General features: G+C 48.8%; 18 protein-coding genes. 9 read left to right on the top strand and 9 right to left on the bottom strand.

Features of this window, described 5'->3' with window-relative positions:
• Positions 1-388: 388 nt before the first annotated feature.
• A complete protein-coding gene (locus H5647_RS03855; RefSeq protein WP_045856462.1) occupies positions 389-688 on the top strand; it encodes a hypothetical protein in 300 nt (99 codons plus the stop codon).
• Between the two features lie 149 nt (positions 689-837).
• Here H5647_RS03855 and H5647_RS03850 read toward each other — a convergent pair whose 3' ends face one another.
• Entirely contained in the window at positions 838-1,785 is a 948-nt protein-coding gene (locus H5647_RS03850) for a metal ABC transporter solute-binding protein, Zn/Mn family (RefSeq protein ID WP_162926277.1), read from the bottom strand.
• A gap of 72 nt (positions 1,786-1,857) precedes the next feature.
• Here H5647_RS03850 and H5647_RS03845 point away from each other — a divergent pair, with 72 nt between their 5' ends.
• From H5647_RS03845 to H5647_RS03835, 3 genes are read left to right on the top strand one after another with little or no spacing between them, the layout of a single operon-like run.
• Positions 1,858-2,352: a Fur family transcriptional regulator gene (locus H5647_RS03845; protein WP_200911625.1), complete on the top strand. Its 495-nt coding sequence runs from the start codon at positions 1,858-1,860 to the stop codon at positions 2,350-2,352.
• The gene (gene znuC / locus H5647_RS03840; RefSeq protein WP_045856461.1) at positions 2,349-3,104 is read left to right on the top strand and encodes a zinc ABC transporter ATP-binding protein ZnuC; all 756 of its coding nucleotides are present in this window, start codon (positions 2,349-2,351) and stop codon (positions 3,102-3,104) included. The genes H5647_RS03845 and znuC overlap by 4 nt, the downstream gene beginning before the upstream one ends.
• Positions 3,097-3,894, top strand: a complete 798-nt coding sequence (locus tag H5647_RS03835) for an iron chelate uptake ABC transporter family permease subunit (protein WP_045856460.1) — start codon at positions 3,097-3,099, stop codon at positions 3,892-3,894. The genes znuC and H5647_RS03835 overlap by 8 nt, the downstream gene beginning before the upstream one ends.
• 235 nt (positions 3,895-4,129) lie before the next feature.
• Here the strand turns inward: H5647_RS03835 and H5647_RS03830 are convergent, their stop codons facing one another.
• From H5647_RS03830 to H5647_RS03795, 8 genes are all read right to left on the bottom strand, one after another.
• A complete protein-coding gene (locus H5647_RS03830; protein ID WP_045856458.1) occupies positions 4,130-6,736 on the bottom strand; it encodes a KAP family P-loop NTPase fold protein in 2,607 nt (868 codons plus the stop codon).
• Between the two features lie 485 nt (positions 6,737-7,221).
• Complete coding sequence (locus tag H5647_RS03825; protein WP_052691853.1) at positions 7,222-8,481, bottom strand: retropepsin-like aspartic protease family protein; 1,260 nt, start codon at positions 8,479-8,481, stop codon at positions 7,222-7,224.
• Positions 8,482-8,499: 18 nt separating this feature from the next.
• Positions 8,500-9,339 (bottom strand): shikimate dehydrogenase, encoded by an 840-nt coding sequence (gene aroE, locus H5647_RS03820; protein WP_236074758.1) that lies wholly within the window; start codon positions 9,337-9,339, stop codon positions 8,500-8,502.
• On the bottom strand, positions 9,336-10,247 hold the full coding sequence (gene hemF / locus H5647_RS03815) for an oxygen-dependent coproporphyrinogen oxidase (RefSeq protein ID WP_045856455.1): 912 nt from the start codon (positions 10,245-10,247) through the stop codon (positions 9,336-9,338). The genes aroE and hemF overlap by 4 nt, the downstream gene beginning before the upstream one ends.
• A 52-nt stretch (positions 10,248-10,299) precedes the next feature.
• Complete coding sequence (locus tag H5647_RS03810) at positions 10,300-10,863, bottom strand: L-threonylcarbamoyladenylate synthase (protein ID WP_045856454.1); 564 nt, start codon at positions 10,861-10,863, stop codon at positions 10,300-10,302.
• A gap of 16 nt (positions 10,864-10,879) precedes the next feature.
• Positions 10,880-11,386, bottom strand: a complete 507-nt coding sequence (purE, locus tag H5647_RS03805) for a 5-(carboxyamino)imidazole ribonucleotide mutase (RefSeq protein WP_045856452.1) — start codon at positions 11,384-11,386, stop codon at positions 10,880-10,882.
• Positions 11,387-11,512: 126 nt separating this feature from the next.
• A complete protein-coding gene (gene dprA, locus H5647_RS03800) occupies positions 11,513-12,673 on the bottom strand; it encodes a DNA-processing protein DprA (RefSeq protein ID WP_045856450.1) in 1,161 nt (386 codons plus the stop codon).
• Positions 12,674-12,862: 189 nt separating this feature from the next.
• Positions 12,863-13,900 carry a LysM peptidoglycan-binding domain-containing protein gene (locus H5647_RS03795; protein ID WP_045856449.1) on the bottom strand — a complete coding sequence of 346 codons (1,038 nt, stop codon included), beginning with the start codon at positions 13,898-13,900 and terminating at the stop codon, positions 12,863-12,865.
• Positions 13,901-14,085: 185 nt separating this feature from the next.
• Here H5647_RS03795 and def point away from each other — a divergent pair, with 185 nt between their 5' ends.
• The 5 genes from def (at position 14,086) to H5647_RS03770 (ending at position 19,856) form a co-directional block, all read left to right on the top strand.
• Positions 14,086-14,592: a peptide deformylase gene (gene def / locus H5647_RS03790; protein ID WP_045856447.1), complete on the top strand. Its 507-nt coding sequence runs from the start codon at positions 14,086-14,088 to the stop codon at positions 14,590-14,592.
• Between the two features lie 63 nt (positions 14,593-14,655).
• Positions 14,656-15,600: a methionyl-tRNA formyltransferase gene (fmt, locus tag H5647_RS03785; protein ID WP_045856445.1), complete on the top strand. Its 945-nt coding sequence runs from the start codon at positions 14,656-14,658 to the stop codon at positions 15,598-15,600.
• Between the two features lie 3 nt (positions 15,601-15,603).
• A complete protein-coding gene (rsmB, locus tag H5647_RS03780; RefSeq protein WP_045856443.1) occupies positions 15,604-16,932 on the top strand; it encodes a 16S rRNA (cytosine(967)-C(5))-methyltransferase RsmB in 1,329 nt (442 codons plus the stop codon).
• Between the two features lie 21 nt (positions 16,933-16,953).
• Complete coding sequence (gene trkA / locus H5647_RS03775) at positions 16,954-18,408, top strand: Trk system potassium transporter TrkA (protein ID WP_045856441.1); 1,455 nt, start codon at positions 16,954-16,956, stop codon at positions 18,406-18,408.
• Positions 18,408-19,856 carry a TrkH family potassium uptake protein gene (locus H5647_RS03770; protein ID WP_045856440.1) on the top strand — a complete coding sequence of 483 codons (1,449 nt, stop codon included), beginning with the start codon at positions 18,408-18,410 and terminating at the stop codon, positions 19,854-19,856. Before trkA ends, H5647_RS03770 begins: the two co-directional genes overlap by 1 nt.
• The last annotated feature ends 71 nt before the right edge of the window (positions 19,857-19,927 follow it).

The raw sequence follows: 19,927 nt of genomic DNA, 5'->3' as shown, positions 1-19,927 counted from the left end.
AGGACTTTATATAACCTGCAGAGCAAAAAAAGTGTTACCGAAGGAACCAGGCGACAATACTGTGGTGATGGCGTCGAAATTCCCCGCCAGACGAATGTAATCGCCAAGGCAGAACATTTTATTTCAATTAGGCTGGCCCGTAGATCTAGCTGCCAAGCACACTATAGAGGGGCAGCGTGAGGAAAAACACACACTATGTGGGCTAGCCACTAAATGGGAACCGGTCTCATATGTGACGTATGTAACAAGTAACAAAATTAATATTTGCCAAATGTGTTACCTCTGGTTACAATTAGCACCACAAGGTAACAACAAGCCTTGTCGGAAGCCTGAAGAGATCCTTCAGGCGTTCGGTATCAACCATCCCTCTTATAAGGAGTACCTTTAAATGAAAACTTTCGCAGCATTAATTGCACTTGCGCTGGTTTCAAACGGTGTAATCGCCGGTGAGGTTGGTGCCCTAGATCCAAGAACATCTAAAGCAGCGTTAAGCGTTAACGTTGCTCTTGCGGAGATAGGTACTAGCGACCGCTGGGAATCTCTTCTGGACAACTATGTTGTCCAGGAAAATGTTAGTTCGCGTCAACTTAAAAAACTGTACGCGCATATTGATTCCATCAACACCACAATGAATTCAGAACTATCGATTTTAGTTGAAAAAACGGTAAAAGCTTCTTTGCAGTATTAAGGGCGTAGATGTCGAGGTCGACCGCTTGAGCCTCATACAGCCTTTGTTATGTTTGTAATTTTGTAGATTAATTTAGACTCTCTTGTAGCTTTTTGCTAACTCTATGCCTTTGTATCTTCCTTCCCATAAAGAGATGCAGAGGCTTTTTTTTATCTGCTTTTCAAGCACTGCTCAATCGAAGCTGCAATGGCATTCATGTACGCTGGGTAAGTGTTTACTTCTTCATTTTGAGCCAGTAAATCGAACGCCACCAATGGCCATTCCAGTGTTGCCGCAAATCTTTGAGCCATTCCTAGCTCACCTTTGTCTGCCAGTAAGCAGCTAGGCTTAAGCCCCTGTTTATGCGCGAGTAGTGAACGCAATCCCATTTGCTCCTCGGGCACCGCGGTTAAAGCGGCCACCTGATGAACGTGAAAACGATTCACAAAGGCGCCCAGGCTATCGTGATACACAGCAATTCCGCCTTTCAGTGCATTCGCCGCCGTCATGCGTTGCTGAAGGCTTCTCTCCAGTGACTCCAGCACCGTGCGATACTCTACTTCAGCTTCTATAATCGCCTTATGCCCATTCGGAAAAACGCGCTGCAAAGATAAGCTAAGTGCTGCAATCAAAGCATCGACATTGGCAGGATCTAACCATAAGTGTGCATCAGCATCAGTATGATCATGCTGATGGCTGTGGCGGCCCTCATCGTCCTCTTGAAACGGAATCCTGCTAAAACTGCTCAACTGTAGGTCCGAGCTATTTTTACGATGCTCTCTTAACGCTTTAATCAGGAAATGCTCTAACGTTGGAGCCGACCAAATAACGGTATCAGCCTCTTGGATACGCTTGATATCCGTAACTTTTAACGCGAAATGATGCGGAGAAGCGCCCGCTTGTAATAGCACCTCTACCTTCACGCGGTCGTTTAGTTTTGCCAGCATCACAAAGTCATTCGCTATCAATGCCAGCGGGCGAATACTGGCAAGTAACGTTATAGGCACGTCCGGTATTGTCGCCTGCACGCCCTTCGCCATGACAAGGGGCATGCCACACAAAAAGATAAAAGTCACTTGTAAGACATACCGGTTCAATCTAAACGTTCGTAAGTTCACACAAACTCTCTCAGTAATAGTTATGTTATATGATAACATAACTATTACTCCCGTAACGGTGGACATTTTTCCGTGAACAAACCCGATTCCATTCGCGATGCAAGTCACGACCACAGTCAGTGTATTCATACTGCACTGGCAGACGCTGACCGAATTTGCCATAAAGCCGGTGCACGCTTAACGGTGCTGCGACGGCAAGTACTTGAACTTATCTGGCAATCACACGCCCCGCTCGGAGCTTATGCGCTGATGGAAATGCTCGAACAAAATTCAGAGCGTAAGCGCGTTGCACCGCCCACGGTTTACCGCGCGCTCGATTTTTTACTTGAACAAGGTCTTGTACACAAAGTTCATTCTTTAAATGCATACGTCGGTTGCACACACCCAAAACGCATTCATACCGACGCGTTGTTTATTTGTCTAACGTGTGGCGTAACGGAAGAAGTGCCCAGCAATACTATTCAACAAGCCATTAACCTTAGCGCCTCGCAACAACACTTTACCGTAGCGAACAAGGTGCTCGAGATAACCGGTTATTGCAGTGACTGTAGGACACGAGCCAAATGACAGCACTCCTTACGCTAAGCAATATTACAGTCGCCTTTTCAGGGCGACCTGTACTGCAATCCATTGATTTTACGCTGCAAAAAGGTGAAATTTGCACCTTAATAGGCCCAAATGGCGCAGGGAAAAGCACGCTAGTTAACATAATGACCGGCCTTTTACAGCCCGATAGTGGCACTATTACGCGCAGCCCTGCCCTCACAATCGGTTATGTACCCCAAAGATTACGCCTCGATGCCAGTATGCCGCTAAAAGTAAGCCGCTTTCTAAGCTTCGCCGATCGCTCTCGAGAACATCGCCAGCAGGCTTTACAGCAGCTGAATATCGCGCACCTTAGTGAACAACAAATACATGGCCTCAGCGGTGGCGAGCTACAGCGGGTTTTGCTCGCCCGTGCAATGTTACGCAAGCCACAATTATTAGTGCTAGACGAGCCCTTGCAAGGCGTCGATGTAAGCGGCCAAGCCAGCTTATATCGATTAATTGCGAGCCTGCGCGATAGCCTTGGCTGCGCCATAGTTATGGTTTCCCACGATTTACATCTGGTCATGGCACAAACCGATTCAGTTGTTTGCTTAAACCAACATGTATGCTGTCACGGCAAGCCCGAAAGTGTCAGCCAGCACCCAGAGTATTTGCGTTTATTTGGCGGAGCCGTGGCCGACGACTTGGCCGTTTATACCCACCATCACGACCACCAGCACGACCTCCACGGTGATGTCGTGCACAACTGCGGGCACGATCACAATGGATAACCTGTTGGGTTTGTTACCGCTATTGGTTATGCCTTTATTAGCCGGTATTGGAATTGCCCTAATCAGCGGGCCGTTAGGGACATTTGTTGTGTGGCGACGCATGGCGTATTTTGGCGATACGCTCGCACATTCGGCACTGTTAGGTGTTGCGCTTGGCGTACTCGCCGATTGGAATTTAACCGTCTCTATGATTTTGGCAGGGCTCATTGTGAGTGTCGCCTTATGGCGCTTGCAGCACCGCTCTACTCTCGCCTCCGACACCTTGCTCGGCATTCTTTCTCATAGTGCTTTAGCGCTGGGTTTGGTGTGCGTTAGCCTACTGTCGAGCAATCGCATCAACCTATTTGGCTATTTATTTGGCGACCTATTAACGGTAGGAAGTGAAGACTTACTCCTAATATACCTGGCCGGTGGCCTGTGCTTCGCCGTTATTCTAGTTTTTTGGCGACCGCTGGTTATGGCCGCTATCGACGAAGATCTCGCGCGCGTGGAAGGCCTGCCTGTCGAAAAGCTGCGGTTGTTGCTAATGGTGTTAATGGCCACCGTTGTTGCACTTGCAATGAAGCTCGTGGGCGTATTATTGATTACCGCTCTACTCATTATTCCTGCCGCTAGCGCCCGTCGCCTCACACGCTCTCCCGAAGCAATGGCGGCCGTGGCCGCCATTATGGGTGTGATAGCTGTAGCGGGAGGTCTATTCGCCTCGGTTCTCTTCGATTTGCCCGCAGGCCCAGCAGTTGTTCTCGCTGCTGCCGTTTTGTTTTTAGGTAGTTTGACAAAGCGCGCCTAGGCAGCGGCTTTTATCGCTGTCACACAACCAGTCACACAACCAGGTATGAATGTGACACCCATCTTTTCAACGCGCTGCAGTAATGAGTCGTTTCGCCTATGCTGACAATACCGCTCCAATTGTGGCGCTTTGGTTAGAACTGATAGCTGCTGCGCGACAGGCGATAACGGGTAAACGGCATCTGGACAGGCTTAAGCGAAGACATCCGGCTGTATTACCTGTTTTGTCCCCACTTTTAAGCTCTAGCGTCACAGGCTGCACCCTCAGTTGCTATCTGCTCTTCATCTCCAATAGCGGGTAATACAAACAGTTTTACCCATGCCAACAAGGCTTCTTTAGGCGAACACATTTCAACTTCTGCAAACTCGGGATCGTGTGCGGCAGCCTTTTCAATTACATGCTTCGCCTCTTCAAAGGCATTGGCCCATTCCTGTTGTTCTACCCATTCGTGTGCGCTGCCTTGTATATACGCCCAATAGTGTGCCCGCTTAACGTCGCTAACCTCATTATTAATAAACTCTAAGACCAGCATAGCGGTTAACCAACCAAAGCTTGGTAGGCTTTGCTCGTTTCCATCGTCTAAAATTTCTGGATCGGGCACTGAACGCACTTTACGTAAAAGGTTGTAACTATTCAGCATACGCTTTAGTTGTCGAGGGTTATTCAGCTGAAGTTTGTCGCACCACAACACGAACGAGGCTTTTTGTTTCGGGCTCAGCCCAATTAATTTTTCGTCATCCGCATTGGCATTAGGGGAAGGCAGCGCATTTACCAGTCCGACTAACTCGTTCTCTGTTAACGCTTTTATGTCCTCGCCATCGCTAACTTCCAACGCAATTTCGCTATCGGTTATTGGATCTTTTATTCGCGAAGCATTCAACGTTGGGCCCTCTAGAAGCGTTTCCCATGCCATTTTCTCCTCTTCGGTCTTGTCCTTCCACACCGCACTCATATACGTTTTTGAGGTTTCAAAATCTAATGGTTTGAGCACAATGGGGTAGTGCAACATTTTACCAAGATAATCTCGCGCTATCGATTTGGCATCGCGCAACGTATGGAATTCTTCCAGGTCTTTGTAATGGTGCGCCAAAGCAGCCAGAGCAATACGCTGATCAATGGCGATAACGACAGTAACCTGGGGAATATCGAGAATTAAGCGTACCGCTTCAAACGTTTTAACGATGCCTTGCGGGTCGCATCGATCAAGATCATCCACTACAAAAAGCAAACGTTTTTCACGGAAAGGCAACTTTAGCCCAAACGTATTGGCGCCGGCATTGGGGCGTAAACGTAAGTTACACATAAGTGCGATGTCCCCCCGCATCTGGGCAACTTCACCTAAGTGTTGCGCGTAGCTAGGCAATTTTACGTAGGTTAATAATTCCTTTGTAAAGGGTTGCGCGAAGAGCGTACGGCCATCGCGAAAAATACGAAACAACGACAACAATACACCACCTAGGGCCGTAACGGCTGGCCAAGTTTTAGCATCCGTTGCAAGCCCCAACGCTATGGGCGCGGCGTATATCGCAACCATCATCCACAACAATAACAACACTAAACGGGTTGGGTATTTTCGAATGGCAAAGCCCACAGTAATACGTGCTCGCACACATATTTGCCACATTACACCAAAGAAGGCGTTGCGTGCATAGTGCGCAAAACGGCGCAAGAACGGCAAGTCTTCGGCGTCTGAAGTTTCTTGATAGCTAGTGAGGCTTGTAATCACTTCGTGGGCCATAGCGGCTTGGCTATTTTTTACATGCTCGTAAGCCCACGCATTAAATTCACCAAATAAGAATTCTCGGCTTTCCGGAAAATGTGGTGCCTTCACATATTTCTTTTTCAGTTTTTCTTTGAGTAAATCTAACACCGCGGTTTTACCGTTTCCCCAATGGCCCAATAAACCGATGGTTTGATGTTGGTTGTTAGCAGGATGGGAAAGAATATCCGCAAGACCGTTCACCAAATTTTCACGGTTAAGCCTATCAATTTTTACTTGTATTGTTTCGGGCGCTACAGCATTGGTTGGGGTGTAACGTGCAAGTGCTGGGCCCGGTATAAGTAGCGCGCGATAATCAGCGATTATTTTTTGCAGTGCACGCTGGCTTGCAGGAGTTATGGTCTCTTCGATTAACGTTTCAACAGCGGGAACAAATTTACTTTCAAAGAGTGACACTATTTCCTCGGGTACGGCCTCGTACCAGAGCGCCTGATTGGCTAGATCAACAATGGACGTGGACGTTTCAGCTGCCGTAATGTCCTGCTCGATATTGTCAGCAAAATAACGCTCACCCAATACCGCGGAAGTAGCGTAAGCAGACGCTGCGTCGGAGGCATCGAGCGCAAAGACCGCAGCTGAGAGTGAGGCCGAGGCCTCTGACGCAGCAGCGGATGCGAACGTAGACGCAAATAAAACAGCCTCAGATGCAGTGACGTAGGATGGTGCTGAAGTAGCCTCGGATTCGAGTGGAGGAGACAGTGTAGCCGCGAATACGGAAGTGGCCGCAGCCGCAGCTTTTAGCTCCTCTTTACTTACGTCCTCAAGACACGCTTTTTGTATCAACCGAACGGCGTAGACCATAGCGGTTAAATGTCTTACGCGCCTATCGGCTGGCCCAGTTTCAGATTTTTTATCCATCCAGAATTCAAAATGCCCTTCCTGCGCCACCGTAGGAAATACGCGCATGGCGGCTCTAGCCGCAATAATGGCAGGAAAGAATTTTTCTTTTGCGTAGAGTCCAGAAAATCGACGTTTATACTCTTCCTGCTTACGCTCGTAGTCGCGTTGCTTTTCGTTTTCGGCGCTAATCGTAGACGCACCTTTTTGTGTTTTCTCATCCATAATTTATCGCTCGCTTCCGTAGAACAATAACAATCGTTGGGGCTAGCCTAATTAAACCCTAACGTGAAAACCCACTATATTTGTATCGTTAACCTAGAACGTCGGCCCTCATAACTCTCCTCCTATTAAACCTGCGCTTGCAACAATAGGAAAATAACATAGCAAATATATCGTTCAAAACGACGGCTTCGCTGGCCATACAGTTAAACCGAACAAAGCGTTTTACGCAATATCCACTTTCAGGTGGGTTACGCATAATTAAGGATAATCAGCACAGCCTGCTATACAGTAGTTATTGTTGAAGGGTCGTTAAGATGCCGATAAGAGCGCCCACTGTTTACACCTTGTCACGCTTAATATGATGCGTTATTTACCAGCCATTTCAATACCGGTTTTATTATTTTTATGCGTACGGAGAAGCACCGATACGGCGATATACGCGCAACAAATTTATTTCAAGATGTATATTTTCGCGCCGTTAAAAATCAATCTCGGGGTGTAAGCAATAATCGGTGACTATCTTGATCAATTTGAAAATGAAATTGGCTGAGCACATTCATACCCAATAACCCTTGCACGCCGTCACCAAGGTTGGTGTCTAAAACGGCAACCGTTAGATTGCGGAGAGTGTAGTCACCCATAGTAAATTGTTCTATTTCCATTAACTTACCCTGTGCGGGCCCGTTTGCCGTATTAAACAGATGCCAACCTAAATCTCGCCAACCCTCTGCTTGCACCATACCTGCAAATGCCTCAACAGTGACGGTTGTTATAGATGCGCCTGTGTCGAGCAGCAAAGTAGTAGGGGTTTCGTCGGTATTGATACGAACACGCATAAGGTAGTGACTACCCACGGGTTTTATAGGCAGTGCCGTTTGAAACCCAGGTGCCGTTGAAGTACCCGCGTGATATTCGCCTTCGCGTTGATAATGTGCGCGTAACGTCGTAACGCGTTCTTTCCAGCCTCTAAATTGCATTAATGCGTCTAAAATCGCCTCGGCGGATCTCTCATCGTTATGCATCAATAATAATTCAGCGTAGCGAAACTGTTGTGCTTTATTACTAATGTCGAACTGTTCGAGTTGCGCATAGAAATTTAGTAATTCATGCCAGTCGCCCTGACCAGACCAATCTGAATCGCGTTGAAAGACAAAGCTTTGTAGCTCGCGAAAGACATTCGCTTTTTGCTCGCTGTAATAAGCGTAGGTTTTCGCTAGCATGTAGGTTTGCAGCGCTTCGCCGTAGTAGCCTTTTACACGGTAAAAGCGTGCTTGCTGTAACAGTACATCAACGTCGTTGTAATGTACTTGCAACCAAATTTCAGCGAGTTCGCTGAATAGGACGGTTTCACCACTATTAATTCGGCGCGACAAGTAGTCGAGCAGCACGCTTCGCCATTGCTGTTGTTCGTTTGTTGAAAGTACCGGCTCTGCCTCACCATACATATTCACCGCGTCTTGAAACCTATACTGGCTTAGAAGCTCACTGAAAACTTGGAGGGTAAGAGTCTCATCCAACGCAGTGTGCTGCGTTTGTACCTGAGGCACCTGAAGTTGGGCTTGCGGTAGTGTAGTTGCCTTTTCTCGAGAAAGGGCCGGCACACTATTTTCGTGGTGTGGCGAGCTATGAGGTAAAGGAGGTTTTAAGGCATTGACTAAGAGCGGCCCCGGAGAAAACGATAGATATACCGCGTGGCTAAACCACCCCAACGAGAACGCGACCAAAAAAAATAGAATGAATCGCATTGTCGTTAATTCGCTTCGTTAAGCAGGCTCGGAAAGTTGGTCAATTACAGGTTGGGTTTTCGGTTCTACCCCGCGCCATAAACGAAAAGATTCGGCGGCCTGCCCCACAAGCATGCCTACCCCGTCACTCCATTGCGTAACGCCCATATCAATAGCGAAACGCAGAAATTCCGTAGGTTCATCGCTATACATCATGTCGTAGACAACGGTTTCGCTCGTGAAGCAACCAAAGTGTACGGGGGGCACATCGCCACTAAAACCAGCGGAGGTTCCGTTAATAATAATATCGAACGGTTCGTTCGGTAACGTGTTGTAGCTGTACCCTTGCAGGTTACCGTATTCGCTAAATATTACTGATAACTCTTCTGCTTTGGATTTCGTTCTATTGGCGATTGCGACGAGTTCCGGCTTTTCTTGCAATAACGGTAACAACACCCCGCGAACCGCACCACCAGCGCCTAGGATAAGTATTCGCTTACCTTCTATGGCCCACTTCAAACGTTGTGTAATGTCGCGAACGAGGCCAATTCCGTCAGTGTTGTCGCCAATAATTTGGCCATCTTCAAGTTTAGCGAGGGTATTAACGGCCCCCGCTATACGTGCTCTATCGGTAAGCCTATCAGCGAAATCGAAGGCATCTTGTTTAAACGGTACGGTCACATTCGCGCCTGTTCCGCCGTCTTCAAAAAAGCGTGTGGCTTGGATGGTAAAGTCATCGGGCTCGACAAGTTTTCGTGTGTATTCCAACGATTGAGCGGTTTGCGACGCAAACGCGCGATGGATATCAGGTGATTTTGAATGCTCTATGGGGTTGCCAAAAACACAGTAGGAATCAACCTTCGTTATTGTTGTATTCACGCCAGCCACTCCGTGGGTTGCAGGTATTTATCGTATAATTCCGCTTCAGCACTGCCCTTTTCGGGCTGCCAGTCATATTGCCATCGCACTAGCGGTGGCAAGGACATCAGTATTGATTCTGTGCGCCCGCCCGTTTGTAAGCCAAACAGGGTACCGCGATCGTAGACAAGATTAAACTCAACATAACGACCACGACGATACAATTGAAACTCGCGCTCCCGCTCACCGTACGGGATATTTTTGCGGCGTTCAACAATAGGCACGTAGGCGGCTGTATAGCTGTCGCCAATGGCTCGCATAAGCGCAAAACTTTGCTCAAAACCCGGCTCATTAAGGTCATCGAAGAATAGGCCGCCAATTCCACGGGGCTCATTTCGGTGTTTTAAGTAGAAGTAGTCGTCACACCATTTTTTGTAGCGCGGATATACCTCCCCTCCAAACGGTTCACAGGCTCGTTTTGCGGTCTCATGCCAATGTGTACAGTCGTCTTGGTTGCCATAATAAGGCGTAAGGTCGTAACCGCCTCCAAACCACCACACGGGTGCTTCGCCTTCTTTTTCGGCAATAAAGAACCGAACATTGGCGTGACTAGTCGGCACATAAGGATTGGTGGGGTGTATAACCAACGAAACGCCCATGGCTTCGAAGCTGCGTCCGGCGAGTTCGGGGCGGTGCGCCGTTGCCGAAGCTGGCATTTGCTTACCCATTACATGTGAAAAATTCACGCCGCCTTTTTCGATAACAGCACCCTCAACCAGCACGCGAGATTGTCCACCACCGCCCTCTTCGCGAAGCCATTGATCCTCCACGAATTGCTGTTCCCCATCCACGACCGTTAAATCCGCACAAATGCGGTTTTGCAAATCCAAGAGGTACGCTTTTACAGCGGCTTTATCCGGGTGAGACATGAGTGGTCCTTGATGGTTTATAGGGGGGAGATAACGATTTTGGGTGTCGAGGCTAACCGCGAAGAGTGGTGCCACTAGCAAGGTCACGTATGATAGACGGTGACGTTTTCCCACCAATAGTACCTGCGGCTACGGTAATACCAGAACGACCAAAATAGCGTCGCACAGTGGTGCCGTTTTTGGCGGGCGGTAAAGCCTGTGGGTTAGCGGAGGTCGACACAATGGGGCCTCCGAATTTATCGCACAGGGCTTTTACAACAGGGTGGGCACTCACACGAACAGCAATCGTATCATGCGCTCCGTGGACATTTTCAGGTACAGCATTACGGTGCGGTATAAGCCACGTAATATGACCTGGCCAAGACTGCTCTAGCAAACGTTTTTGCTCAGGAGGCAATGCCTGCAGCAATTCGCCAAATTGGCCCGTATGACTAGCGACCAAGATCAACCCTTTTTCTGGACGACGGTGCTTTAACTGTAAAATTCGCTTAACGGCATGCCCGTTCCATGGGTCGCACCCCAACCCCCACACGGCTTCAGTCGGATAGGCGATTACGCCGCCGGCATTAAGCTCGGCGACGCACCGTATCGTGGCAGGATGGTAACGGTAATCCACAATAAAAGCGTTCTGCTTAGCGGCTTTTCAGCTTTTCTTGTAGAGCCGCATCTTTATCCAACACAGCTTGTGCATTTTCAGCACGCTCTGCGATCAGCTTTTGATGCATCTCGGCATCAGCAACACCAATAATTTGAGCGGCGAGATAAGCAGCATTTTTCGCGCCCGCTTTGCCTATCGCTACAGTTGCAACTGGGATGCCACCAGGCATTTGAACGGTGGATAGCAATGCGTCTAATCCATCTAATGAGCCATTAATAGGTACGCCAATAACAGGCTTTAATGTGGTGGCAGACACCGCGCCCGCGAGGTGAGCGGCCATTCCTGCTGCACAGATAAAGGCTGCACAACCACGCTTATCAGCGTCGACAACATAGTCGTGAGTGGCAGCAGGTGTACGGTGAGCCGATGTAACCTTGGCTTCAAACGCGATACCCAGCTTGCTCAACACATCAAAAGAAGCTTCCATAATAGGAAGGTCAGAATCTGAACCCATTAAAATTGCAACAAACGGTTTGGTCATGGCGAGTACTCCGAAAAAACTCAAACGGTTAACGAGCCACTAGAATGGCAGCTCATTGAAATAAAACTAGTGAAAGTAAAAGCCCTTATGGGCCTATACGAGGGCGGCAAATTACTCTAATTCGGTTTAAAGGACAAGCCCGCGCGATGAACCCCTTATGCGCATGTATCCAGTACCCACATTTGCGACAAGGCCTTTGAGCTCTAGCGTGAGCAGACAAGCCATAACATCACCAACAGGAAGCGACGTGCGCTCGGTGAGCAGATCGATGGCCGTTGGCTCGTAACCCAGCTGATCAAGGACGAAATCCTCTTGTTCATTGGATACTATTTCGGTCGCAATACTGTGAGTGTCGGGCACAATATCGAGATTGACTTGTTCCCACTTTAGCTGAAGAAAGCCTTTAAGTTCCTCAACTATATCGTCTGCACTTTCTACGAGCTTCGCACCGTCTTTTATTAAGCTATGACAACCACGTGCAAGCGGGTTATGAATAGAACCTGGGATGGCAAACAGCTCTCGGTTTTGCTGCAATGCGTAGCGCGCCGTAATAAGAGAACCACTTCGCACCGCCGCTTCTACGACCAATGTGCCATAACTAAGGCCACTAATAATACGATTACGCTGTGGGAAGTTGGCGGGTTTGGCCGTTGTACCCAGAGGGAATTCACTCACAAGCGCGCCACCATTGGCAATTATTTGATCGGCAATTTGTTTATTACGCTGCGGATAAACTTGATCTATACCCGTGCCAAGTACGGCAATCGTTTTACCTTGGCATGCCAGCGCACCTTGATGAGCGGCGGCATCTACACCCAAGGCTAAGCCACTAGTAATGGTAAAGCCATTAGCCGCAAGTGCTTTACTAAAGTCAAACGCGGAGCCACGACCAGAAGGCGTTGGGTTTCGACTACCGACAATGGCAACCTGAGGAAAAGACAGCTGCGAGACGTCGCCAGCAACGTATAGAACTGGCGGAGGGCGCTTAATCTCACGCAACATTTCAGGGTATTGAGGATGGTCAGTATCGAGTACTTGTACCGAGTGTCGGTCGGCCCATTCCAGATCGGCACGTACTAAACGCACAATATCGGAATTTTCACCGGTATGTTGAAGTTCGCGCAACATTTGGCGAGCCTCTTCAGAAAAGACATCAGAAAAAGTATCGGGGGGAGATTCAAGTACACTGGAAAGGCTTGGCGACCGCTCCATTAACTTCCAATAACTCGCCGCGCCAACGCCGGGAAGGTGTTGAAAAAGCAACTTTTGTTCGACAGCCGTTAACATAACGCGCGTATTCCATCCCTGAAAATTTCTGTTGGGGCGATGTTAGGTACCCAGAGGCGAAGGAAGTGGCGTAAAGCGTACAAACCATAGCCAAAACAACAGGCGTGCAGCGTAAGTTCATCTTGCGCTGATTGGACTAAAATCATAGCTACGGGGGTCGCCCTGTAGCTATGTTAGTAAAATGAGATATTAGGGGTTACGTACGTAATCTGCAACCGAAATGCCACGATAGGCTTCTAAAACAATACCTAGGCTAACTTTTTCGAAAACGCGGAAAACCATCAATACACCAGCGCGCTCGTCGGGAAGTTGCACACGCTCACCGGTAATACGATCTCGGATTTTACCGCCACGCTTGTATATAGCCATTACATTCCCGGCTGCCATACCTTCGCGATTACCGCGATTGAGCACCACAACATCCATGTTGCCTACTTGGTGCAGGCCTTTTTCTACCGCTAAAATAACGCCGTTAATATCTTTAGACGGAGGAGAGGGAAAGAAAGTAGAGGCAATAGAACGCTCTTCATGACGTAGCAAGCGATCACCGGCGCGAATTTCTTCAGTAGTACGCGACACCTTCATAGTGCCAATTTCGCCCGCGATGGTTAGCAGCTCTGCAGTGCCTATATCTTCTGCCAGTACACCGAGTTTCTCGTTCGTTTCGGGGTCTATAAATTCCTCGCCTTTACGGTACACACCGTAAACGCGTGGCCCATCAACAAAAGTGCCGCGGGTATACAATTTATCGCCAGCACCAACAATAAGGTGCTCATCCATACCGGATAACACGTAAGGTGCAGCGTCCAACTCTTTCTCTTCGGTAATGCGGCTACGCGAAAGAAAGGCATTAATGGCATCGAGAGGAATGGTTTTAATCGCTTCACCCTGTGTTAACACGCGGGCTTCTGGGCTGAGTTTGTAGATTCGGCCAGCCGTTTCGAGCGTCAAACGGGGCTTACCTTCTAGGTAGATCAAGCGAATAACATCGCCAGGGTATATAAGATGGGGGTTATCAATTTGGGAATTTACATGCCAGATTTCTGGCCACATCCACGGATTTTTAAGGAAGCTAGCCGATATATCCCATAATGTATCACCTTTAACAACCGTATGGATTGTTGGAACGGTATCGCGTAATTGGGGTTCTTCTGCTGTAACCGTGGGCAATATTTGCGCTGTCGTCAGGGCCAGAGCAGCGAGCAAGCCCGAAATTTGCTTTTTCATCTAAAGAATCCTGTTCCAATTCGGCGCTAAAGCCCATTAACCGTTATAATAGTCAACGAACCCCGCACAGTCGCGCAGGTAGTTGCATAAACCCCTTGCGTCCGGCTTAACAAAAACAGTATAACTCCTGTTTGATCATAATGTTAGCAGCGAAAGTTAGCTAGTTACTAGAAGTTTGTCACGTAATGGCATTGTTACCGATATTAGAATTCCCAGATCCTCGATTACGCACTGTTGCAAAACCTGTTGCACAGGTAGATGACCGTATTCGCACCCTTATTGATGATATGTTCGAGACGATGTACGACGCGCCAGGCGTTGGTTTGGCCGCTACACAAGTCAATATACACGAGCAGATCATTGTTATTGATACCAGCGAAGATAAAAACGAACCACTCGTGTTTATCAACCCTGAAATCGAGGTGCTAGATGAAGACCTGCTCGGCTACGAAGAAGGATGCCTTTCGGTACCCGGATTTTACGAAGAGGTTACGCGGCCCAGCCATGTGAAAGTTAACGCGCTAGGGCGTGATGGCAAGCCCTTCACACTAGAGCCCGACGGCCTACTCGCTGTCTGTATTCAACATGAAATCGACCACCTTAAAGGTAAGTTATTTGTCGACTATGTATCGAACATTAAGCGGCAACGTATTCGTACCAAACTCGAAAAACAACATCGTTCCAAGGCCTGATACGCATTGCGTTCGGGCCTTTCACTCTTTACTTCATTGACCTCCCCATTCAGGTAACACCTCTTGAAAATACTGTTCGCCGGCACGCCCGAATTCGCTGCCCGCCACCTGCAAGCTCTTCTTAATAGTGAACATCAGATACTCGCGGTGTACACCCAACCCGATAGACCAGCAGGTCGCGGCAAAAAACTAACACCCAGCGCGGTTAAGCAAGTAGCCTTGGAGGCCAGCCTTACCGTTCTACAACCGGTTAATTTAAAAAGTGAAGATGTCCAACAAACACTCGCCGCGTTCGAAGCCGACGTGTTAATTGTGGTGGCCTATGGTTTGTTGTTACCACAAGCCGTGCTCGACGCGCCACGCTTGGGGTGCTTAAACGTCCACGGATCAATATTGCCTCGCTGGCGAGGGGCTGCGCCTATACAGCGTGCGATAGAAACGGGCGACACCGTTTCTGGTGTAACAATTATGCAAATGGATATTGGCCTAGATACCGGTGATATGCTGCTAAAACAAGAATGCCCCGTTACCGAAGATGATGATGCTAGCCAGCTGCACGACCGCCTGGCGGATATTGGCCCACCGGCTCTACTAGCCGTATTAGAGCAATTAGAGAACGGTACGGCCACACCAGAAATACAAGACAATGCGCTCGCCAATTACGCCCATAAAATTGAAAAAATCGAGGCGCGCATCAATTGGCAGGAACCGGCCGAACTCATTCAACGCAAGGTCAAGGCGTTCAACCCCTTCCCTATTTGTTATACGCTATTGAACGGGGAACGCTTTAAAATACATGACGCGCGTTGTAGCAATACGTTAAGCGAAGCCGAACCCGGCACCGTACTCGCGGCCGACCGACAACATTTTCGTGTTGCTTGCGGCAACGGAACGCTCGACATTTTACGCCTACAAATACCGGGGAAAAAAGCCATGTCACTTGCCGAGTTTGCGAACGGCCATAGCAACGTTTGCCCTGTTGGCAGCCTCTTTACCGATGGCACTTAACGCGTGAACAACCCCAATATACGCGCATTAGCGGCAAAAACATTGGTCCCTGTTATTACCAAAGGGCAATCTCTAAATACACTTTTTGAACCCGCACTAGAACAGGTAGACGCACGCGACCGCGGGCTTTTCCAGCAATTGTGCTTCGGAACATTGCGGCATTTCCATCAGCTGCAAGCCATCACACAGACACTATTGGATAAGCCGCTGCGCACTAAAGACACCGACGTCTATATGCTGGTTTTAATTGGATTGTTTCAGATTATTCATTTACGCACACCCGATCATGCTGCCATTTCGGAAAGCGTCAACGCTAGCCGAAAACTAAAAAAAACGTGGGCAAGTAAACTTATTAACGGTTTGTTACGTAATTTTTTACGTAACCGCGCGGAAATTGAAACAACGCTAACACACGATAACGCGTATCTTTTTAGTCACCCTCAGTGGTTTTTCGATCAGTTAAAATCAAGCTGGCCAGACCACTACGCTGCTATTCTTAACGCCAATAACCTGCAACCGCCAGTTTGCTTGCGTATCAATACTACGCTCAATTCACGCGATCATTATGTGCAACAGCTTAACGCCTTAAGCATTCAAGCCGAGCCGCTCACATACGCACCCGAAGGTATACGGCTACTAGAAAGTATCGACATTCGTACGCTCCCAGGTTTTGAACAAGGCCATTTTTCGGTACAAGACGAAGCGGCCCAACTCGCGGCAACCTTACTGGATTGCCAAGCTAACGATCGCGTTTTAGATGCCTGCGCAGCGCCGGGCGGAAAAAGTTGTCATATCCTCGAGCGCCAACCCGCTATTTCATCCCTTACTTGCGTTGATCTTGAAGCAAATAGAATGAAGCGCGTCGAACAAAATCTTGCGCGTCTGAGACTCACCGAAAAAGCCACACTGAAAGTGGCGGACGTTGGCGACACCGACGCTTGGTGGGATTCACGACTTTTCGATCGCATATTGCTGGACGCGCCCTGCTCCGCTACTGGCGTTATACGCCGGCATCCCGATATAAAACTACTGCGCCGCCCTAGCGATCTTGCTAAGCTTGGTGGCTTACAATTGCAGCTGTTAACGGCCTTGTGGCAAACGTTGGCGCCCGGTGGGGTGCTGGTTTATGCAACCTGTTCAGTATTGCCGATAGAAAACGAACGCATTATTACCGCGTTCCTTGCGCAACAACCCGACGCTACGCACCTGCCTATAGCGGCAAGCTGGGGAATTGCTCGGCCCATTGGTAGACAGTTGTTTCCCCAAGTGGGTGGCCACGACGGTTTTTACTATGCTCGATTGTGTAAAGCTAAAGGAAGCGAACCGGATTAAATTACCGGTTAACGGACCATTATGAAGATTATTATTCTTGGCGCCGGACGTGTAGGTGGCACACTGGCCGCAAACCTTGCCAACGAAGCAAACGATATTACAGTGGTAGACCGCAGTAATACCCAATTGCGCGAGCTACAAGACCGTATCGATATAGGCGTTGTAGGCGGCCACGCCTCCCATCCGGAAGTACTATTGCGCGCCGGCATTGAAGACGCCGACATGCTAATTGCCGTAACAGGGGTCGATGAGATCAATATGGTCGCCTGCCAAATCGCCCATAGTCTATTCCGTACCCCCACCAAAATTGCCCGTATTCGCTCACAAGCCTACGCAAACTACGAAGGGTTGTTTCATAACGACGCAATACCCGTCGACGTAATTATTAGCCCCGAACAAATCGTTTCCGATTACCTTTACCGTCTTATCGAGCAGCCAGGCGCGCTCCAAGTATTGGACTTTGCCGAGGGTGCCGTGCAACTCGTAGCGGTCAAGGCATTTTACGGCGGCCCACTCGTTGGCCAAGAGTTGCGGTTTTTACGCAAGCACATGCCCAATGTAGACACCCGCGTAGCCGCCATTTACCGCCGTAACCGCCCAATAACGCCGAGCGGCTCTACCGTTATCGAAGCCGATGACGAAGTCTTTTTTATTGCCGCTCGCGCCGATATTCGTGCCGTAATGAGCGAGTTACGCCGCGTAGACAGGCCCTACAAACGCATTATTATTGCCGGTGGTGGCAACATAGGCCTACGTCTCGCTCAAAAACTGGAAAGCAACTATTCGGTAAAAGTAATCGAAAAGAATAAAGCCCGCAGTTACGAGCTAACCGAAAGCCTCACCAATAGCATAGTGTTACTGGGCAACTCATCGAACCAAGAATTACTGCAAGAAGAAAATATTGATGACACCGACGTTTTTCTCGCTGTCACCAATTCCGACGAGGCCAACATCATGTCGTCTATGCTGGCAAAACGCATGGGCGCACGAAAAGTATTAACCTTAATCAGCAACCCCGCCTACGCAGATCTCGTGCAAGGCGGCGAGATAGATATAGCTATATCGCCACAATTAGCAACCATAGGTACACTTTTAACGCACGTTCGACGCGGCGACATTGTTAACGTACATTCTCTTCGTCGCGGTGCAGCAGAAGCTATTGAAGTAATCGCCCACGGCGACGCAAAAACCTCTCGCGTAGTAGGCCGCGCCATTGAAGATATCGACTTACCCGAAGGCGCGACCATTGGCGCCATTGTGCGCGAAATAGACGGCAGTCAAGAAACAACCCTGCACGGCGGCAATGTAGCGCTGAGCGCTTCAACCATAGGTAGCCGCCAGAATGTTCAAGAAGTGCTAATTGCACACGACGATGTTGTTATCGAGTCCGGTGATCATGTCATCGTATTTCTTATTGATAAACGCTACACCCGCGATATTGAGCGGCTATTCCAAGTCGGGTTCACCTTCTTCTAATGCATTACGCCATTATCGCCAAGGTTCTCGGTATTTTGCTGATGCTGTTCAGCTTAACGCTAATGCCGCCCGTATTTGTGTCGCTGTGGTACGGCGACGGCGCATACGACAGCTTTATTCTCGCGTTTGGCATTACCTTTTCCACCGGTCTCATTGCATGGTTACCGGTTTACCGTATACGGCAAGATTTAAGTACGCGCGATGGCTTTCTAATTACCTCACTATTCTGGACGGTACTCGCGCTTTTCGGTTCGTTGCCGTTAATGTTGGCCGACGCTACACAAATGTCGGTGGTCGATGCAGTATTTGAATCACTCTCGGGGCTTACCACCACGGGTGCAACAGTCTTAACAGGGCTTGATCAGCTGCCTCGCTCAATTTTGTTTTATCGCCAACAGCTCCAGTGGCTGGGCGGCATCGGTATTATTGTGATCGCCGTAGCCATTTTACCCATGCTCGGCGTAGGCGGCATGCAGCTTTATCGCGCCGAAACGCCCGGCCCCGTTAAAGATAGCAAGCTCACACCGCGCATTACGGAAACAGCCAAAGCGTTGTTCCTTATCTATTTAGCACTTACATTAGCCTGCGCCTTCGCCTACTGGCTGGCTGGCATGCCGCCTTTCGAAGCCATTAGCCATGCGTTTTCCACCGTTGCGATTGGCGGCTTTTCTACGCACGACCAAAGCATAGGCTACTACGACAGCGGGCCTATCATGCTGGTGTGCAGCTTTTTTATGGTGCTATCAGGTATCAATTTCGCCCTCCATTTTTTCGCTTGGCAAAGCAAAGGCATACTGCACTATTTTGATGACCCAGAATTTCGTTTTTACGCCAGCATGATTCTGCTGGGTATGGCGATAACCGTTGGGTATCTAGCGTCATCTAACACCTACGATTTACAATCCAGCGTGTTGTTCGGTGTGTTCGAACTGATTTCCATTTTAACTACCACCGGTTTTGGTGTTGCAGACTTCTCCGTGTGGCCCACCTTCTTACCCTATCTCATATTCCTGTTCGCGTTCATGGGTGGTTGTGCAGGCTCCACCGGTGGCGGCATTAAAATGATTCGCGTACTGCTTATTATTAAGCAAGGCCTGCGAGAAATTCACCGCCTCATTCACCCCAATGCGGTAATCCCCATAAAAATCGGTAAAAAAACCGTGTCCGACCGCGTTGTTGAAGCTGTATGGGGATTTTTCGCGGTCTATGTGGTGGCCTATTTAGTCATGTTTTTATTACTCCTTGGCACGGGTTTAGATTTTATAACCTCCTTTACCGCCGTTGGCGCCTGCTTAAATAACCTCGGCCCAGGTCTAGGCGAAGTGTCCGCTCACTACGGCAATATTAATGCCGCCGCTAAGTGGATTTTATGTTTCGCGATGCTGCTAGGACGCCTCGAAGTCTTCACCTTACTCGTGCTTTTCACGCCCATGTTTTGGCGACGTTAACCTTCTTAAGCTCGCTTTTCCCTATCAACACTCACATTCGTCATACAAATTAGCCCAACATCGACGATTTT

The organism is Teredinibacter purpureus, assembly GCF_014217335.1.
Classification (GTDB): Bacteria; Pseudomonadota; Gammaproteobacteria; order Pseudomonadales; family Cellvibrionaceae; genus Teredinibacter; species Teredinibacter purpureus.
The sequence above is the reverse complement of the archived record's forward strand: the minus strand, read 5'-3'. Positions and strand labels throughout refer to the sequence as shown.

Bases quoted from the DNA above. Each gene is read 5' to 3' on its own strand.
- H5647_RS03855 (WP_045856462.1), top strand. From the start codon at position 389: ATGAAAACTTTCGCAGCATTAATTGCACTTGCGCTGGTTTCAAACGGT.
- znuC (WP_045856461.1), top strand. From the start codon at position 2,349: ATGACAGCACTCCTTACGCTAAGCAATATTACAGTCGCCTTTTCAGGG.
- H5647_RS03835 (WP_045856460.1), top strand. From the start codon at position 3,097: ATGGATAACCTGTTGGGTTTGTTACCGCTATTGGTTATGCCTTTATTA.
- H5647_RS03830 (WP_045856458.1), bottom strand. From the start codon at position 6,736: ATGGATGAGAAAACACAAAAAGGTGCGTCTACGATTAGCGCCGAAAAC.
- H5647_RS03825 (WP_052691853.1), bottom strand. From the start codon at position 8,481: ATGCGATTCATTCTATTTTTTTTGGTCGCGTTCTCGTTGGGGTGGTTT.
- hemF (WP_045856455.1), bottom strand. From the start codon at position 10,247: ATGTCTCACCCGGATAAAGCCGCTGTAAAAGCGTACCTCTTGGATTTG.
- purE (WP_045856452.1), bottom strand. From the start codon at position 11,386: ATGACCAAACCGTTTGTTGCAATTTTAATGGGTTCAGATTCTGACCTT.
- dprA (WP_045856450.1), bottom strand. From the start codon at position 12,673: ATGTTAACGGCTGTCGAACAAAAGTTGCTTTTTCAACACCTTCCCGGC.
- H5647_RS03795 (WP_045856449.1), bottom strand. From the start codon at position 13,900: ATGAAAAAGCAAATTTCGGGCTTGCTCGCTGCTCTGGCCCTGACGACA.
- def (WP_045856447.1), top strand. From the start codon at position 14,086: ATGGCATTGTTACCGATATTAGAATTCCCAGATCCTCGATTACGCACT.
- trkA (WP_045856441.1), top strand. From the start codon at position 16,954: ATGAAGATTATTATTCTTGGCGCCGGACGTGTAGGTGGCACACTGGCC.
- H5647_RS03770 (WP_045856440.1), top strand. From the start codon at position 18,408: ATGCATTACGCCATTATCGCCAAGGTTCTCGGTATTTTGCTGATGCTG.